Origin of the sequence: Burkholderia sp. Cy-637, from assembly GCF_011753175.1 — a bacterium.
Taxonomy (GTDB): Bacteria; Pseudomonadota; Gammaproteobacteria; order Burkholderiales; family Burkholderiaceae; genus Burkholderia; species Burkholderia gladioli.
The window spans coordinates 1-3,938 of the sequence record NZ_VWWC01000292.1 but is presented as its reverse complement, the minus strand read 5'-3'; the positions used below and the strand labels follow the sequence as shown (position 1 = coordinate 3,938).

The 3,938-nt window shown below is 70.0% G+C and carries 4 protein-coding genes; 2 read left to right on the top strand and 2 right to left on the bottom strand.

All coding sequences use genetic code 11. The features are described 5' to 3' along the window. Positions 1-480, top strand: a 480-nt coding sequence (locus F3J10_RS34445; protein ID WP_167243945.1) for a lytic transglycosylase domain-containing protein, incomplete at its 5' end; no start/stop codon positions are given. 193 nt (positions 481-673) lie between these two features. Beyond that, complete coding sequence (locus tag F3J10_RS34440; protein WP_047837358.1) at positions 674-1,636, top strand: AraC family transcriptional regulator; 963 nt, start codon at positions 674-676, stop codon at positions 1,634-1,636. Positions 1,637-1,760: 124 nt separating this feature from the next. Here the strand turns inward: F3J10_RS34440 and F3J10_RS34435 are convergent, their stop codons facing one another. Both F3J10_RS34435 and F3J10_RS34430 read right to left on the bottom strand, forming a co-directional pair. Next, entirely contained in the window at positions 1,761-2,318 is a 558-nt protein-coding gene (locus F3J10_RS34435) for a DUF302 domain-containing protein (RefSeq protein ID WP_240155798.1), read from the bottom strand. Beyond that, on the bottom strand, positions 2,302-3,681 hold the full coding sequence (locus F3J10_RS34430; protein ID WP_167243944.1) for an FAD-dependent oxidoreductase: 1,380 nt from the start codon (positions 3,679-3,681) through the stop codon (positions 2,302-2,304). Before F3J10_RS34430 ends, F3J10_RS34435 begins: the two co-directional genes overlap by 17 nt. Positions 3,682-3,938: the final 257 nt, after the last annotated feature.

The following is a 3,938-nucleotide window of genomic DNA, read 5'->3' as shown; positions in this document are numbered from 1 at the left end:
GACAGCACGGGCGCGCCGGCAACGGCGGGCGCCTCGTCGGTCCAGGCCACGCCCGACGCCTCGGGCGGCGACATGACTCCGCAGGAAGTCGCCAGCAAGTACAAGGACGAGATCATGTCGGCATCGCAGTCCACCGGCGTGCCGCCCGGCATCATCGCCGGCCAGATCTGGCAGGAGTCGAAGGGGATCGCGAACACGCCCGGCGGCGGCCTGATGCAGCTCGGCCCCAACGAATTCCAGCAATACGGCGGCGGCGACATCTCGAACCCGGCCGACAATATCCGCGCCGGCGCGAACTACATGAAGGACCTCGCCAACCAGTTCGGCGGCAACATGGGCGCCGCGCTGCGCGCCTACAATTCCGGCCCGAACGGCGTCGACCTGGGCAACCTGAATGCGACGCCGGCCGGCACGGGCGATCCGACCTACGTGCAGAAGGTCATGCAGGCGGCCCAGCAATCGGGGCTCGCCACGGCCTGATCCGGCTGCTCGGCGCTTGCCGATCGAGGCCCGCGCTCTCGCGTTTCGCGAGGGCGCGGGCCTTGTGCTTTTTGCCGGGTTCGGGGCTGCCCGGGCATCCCTGCGCGATGAGATGCCAGGTGGTAGTATCCGCGAAATTCATGCTCGAACGTCTCGCATCGGCGAGGTGTCGACCTACCCACAGGAATCTTCGATGGATCTGCTGAGCCGTTTGCTGGCCTTGATGCCCGTGGCCGGGCAACTGGATGCGCGCTGCCATTTCGGCGCGCCCTGGCGCATCGACGGCGCCGCCGCCGGCGAGCGCGAAATCCATTACCACGTGCTCCTAAGCGGCGAGGCGAGCTTCGAGGACGGGCTCGGCGAACCGCTGGCCATGCAGGCGGGCGATATCGTGATGCTGCCGTCCGGCGTGGGCCATGTGCTGCACGACGGCAGTGGCAAGCGTCCTGCGAAGTCGGAGGAGCGCTTCGTCGCCGGGCTGGAGATGGTGTCGAACAAGGGGCGCGGCGCGCCGGCCGACGTGCTGTGCGGGCGCTTCCTGCTGCCCGCCATGCCGCAGCAACTGCTGCGCGACCACCTGCCGAACCGCCTGCTGGTCAGGACCTCGGCCGCGCCGGGGCAGGACGCCGCCGCCGGCAACCGGCTGACGCGGCTGGTCGGCCTGATGCGCGAGGAATCCGACGAACTCGGCCCGGGCAGCCTGGCGCTCGTCAATCACCTGTCGGGCGCGCTGTTCGCGCTGACCATGCGCTTCGCCAGCGAGGCCGGCGAGCCGCCGCGCGGGCTGCTCGCGCTGGCGGCGCGTCCGCGCCTGCAGCCGGCGCTGTCGGCGATGTTCGATACGCCCGAGAAGGCCTGGACCCTGCCCGAACTGGCCGAGCTCTGCCACATGTCGCGCGCGACCTTCGCCCGTCACTTCGACGAGGCGATCGGCCGCTCCGCCAGCGACATGCTCACCGAGATCCGCATGACCATCGCCGGCCGCATGCTCGCCGAGGGCACGCTGTCGGTGGCCGAGATCGGCGAGCGCGTCGGCTACCAGTCGGATGCCGCGTTCCAGCGCGTGTTCAAGCGGCAGATCGGCGTGACGCCCGCGCAATGGCGGGCCCAGAGCCGCGAGCGGGTGGAACTGGCGGAAGTGGGCGAGGCCGCGTGAAGCGCCTGCATGAGGCGGCCTCGTAACGCCGGCACCTCGTGCAAGCACGTCACCCAGTACATGACGTGCTCACATGAAGCGTTCGCTTCGCGCAGCCGGATCAAGCCCGGCGCGCGGCGCTGCCTCAGTTGGCGGTGGTCGCCGCCTTCAGCAGGGCCGGCACACGCGCGAGCGGCGCCAGCAAGGCGTCGTCCACGCCGTAGTCGCGCTCGAGCAGTCGCGCCGCGTCGAGATAATCGACCCAGACCGAGCCGTCCCCGGCTTGCCGGACCACCAGCCTCAGCGGCAGCTCGACGCTGGCCAGCGGATGTTGCAGCATCACCGGCGTGCCGGCCTTCGGGTTGCCGAACAGGATCAGCACCGTGGCCGGCATCTTCAGGCCGGAATCCGCCGCGGCCGCAGCCTGGTCGATTTCCGCGAAGATCCGGATGCCCTTGTCGGCGAGCGCGCCGCGCAGGTGCGCTAGCGTGCCGGCGAAATCGTGGCTGCTCTGCCAGGACAGCAGCGCATCGCTGTGTGCTTGGTTCATGCTTGCCTCCATCGAGTTGTTGAGGGGAGCGGGCGTGGCGGCCGCCGCGCCGCCGAGGCCCGCCAGCATCAGCGCGAGGCCGCCGAGCAGCGCGGCGATTCTGCCACCGACTCGCGCCGCCGCCAGGCGCGGCCGCTTATTGCGCGGCCACATGTGCCGGCACCGCGTTCAGCAGGATATTGAGCCCTTCCGAGATCAGCGGATGCGCAATGATCGCATCGCGCACCGCCGTGTAGGGCAGCTCGCCGAGCATGGCCATCTGCACCGCCGTCATCACCTCGCCGGCATTGACGCCGAGCATCGTGAAGCCGAGGATCCGATCCGATTCCCCGTCCACCAGGATCTTCATGAAGCCCTGGGTCTCGCCGCTGGTGCGGGCGCGCGGCACGGCCGCCATCGGCAGCTTGGCCACGCGCACCGCGATGCCGCGCGCCTTCGCCTCCTGCTCGTTGATGCCGATGCGCGCCAGCTCCGGCTCGATGAACAGCGCATAGGGAATCTGGCGCTCGCGGGTGCTGCGATCGCCGCCCGCCAACTGCGATTTCAGCACGCGATAGTCGTCGTAGGAGGCGTGCGTGAACATCGCGGTGCCGGCCACCTCGCCGATCGCCCAGGTGTTCGGCGCGGTGGTGGCGAGCCGTTCGTCGACCTTGATGATGCCGCGCTCGTTGACTGCCACGCCGGCCGCTTCCAGGCCGAGATCGGCCGTTACCGGCGTGCGGCCGGTGGCGATCAGCAGGTGGCTGCCGCTCACTTCGCTGCCGTCGTCCAGGCGCAGCGTGACCGCCTCGCCCGAGCGTCCGCTCACCTCGACCGGGCGCACGCCCGAGCGGATCGAGATGTCGTCCGCGGCGAAGGCCGCCTCGATCGCGGCGCTGACGTCCTCGTCCTCGCGCAGCGCCACGCGCGGCGCGTCGTGGACGATCGTCACGCGGCTGCCGAGCCGGCGGAACGCCTGGGCCAATTCGAGCCCGATGTAGCCGCCGCCGATCACCACCAGGTGCTCGGGCAGCACCTCCAGGGCCAGCGCTTCCACGTGGGTGAGCGGCGCGGCGGCCTGGAGCCCAGGCACATCGGGAATTTGCGCGACCGTGCCGGTATTGATGAAGGCGTGCTCGCCCTCGACGATGCGCGTGGCGCCCTCGGCGGTGCGCACCTCGATGCGGCGCGGGCCCACGAAGCGGCCGGTGCCGATGATCAGATCGAGTCCCGAGCCGAGCATCGCCTTGCGGTTGATCTCGACCATCCCGTCAACCACCGAGCGCACGTAGCGCTTCACGCCCGCCATCTCGGCGGAGCGCGCGGCGCCGTCGCGCCGGTTCGCGAGATGGGCCAGCTCGGCCTCGTGGATCAGCGCCTTGCTGGGGATGCAGGCGACGTTGATGCAGGAGCCGCCGATCATGCCGCGCTCGATCACGGCCACCCGCTTGCCGGCGCGCGCCAGCTCCATCGCCAGCGTCTTGCCGCCCTTGCCGCCGCCCAGAAACACATATTCGAAGTTTTCGACGTTTGCCATGACCGTATCCTGATTCCGTGGGTGCCCGAAGGCGTGTTGGGAAAGTCCTGCACCGCGTGGTGCGCCGCCTGGCGGCTGGTCGATCACGCGGTTGACGGAATGCATGTTGAGGCCGCCGGCGCCTGGCGCCCAGACGCGCTCGTCTCAGCTTCATGCCCGAACGTCTCATCGCGCCATGGCGCTGTTTTTCCGCGCGTCGAGCCGGCCCGGGCGCCGAATTTCGATAGCGCGGCTTCCGGGCTTTCCGTTCGTCAGGA

What these genes read in the sequence shown, in the direction of transcription:
- F3J10_RS34435 (WP_240155798.1), bottom strand. Translation starts at nt 2,318, where the DNA reads ATGTGGCCGCGCAATAAGCGGCCGCGCCTGGCGGCGGCGCGAGTCGGT.
- F3J10_RS34430 (WP_167243944.1), bottom strand. Translation starts at nt 3,681, where the DNA reads ATGGCAAACGTCGAAAACTTCGAATATGTGTTTCTGGGCGGCGGCAAG.
- F3J10_RS34440 (WP_047837358.1), top strand. Translation starts at nt 674, where the DNA reads ATGGATCTGCTGAGCCGTTTGCTGGCCTTGATGCCCGTGGCCGGGCAA.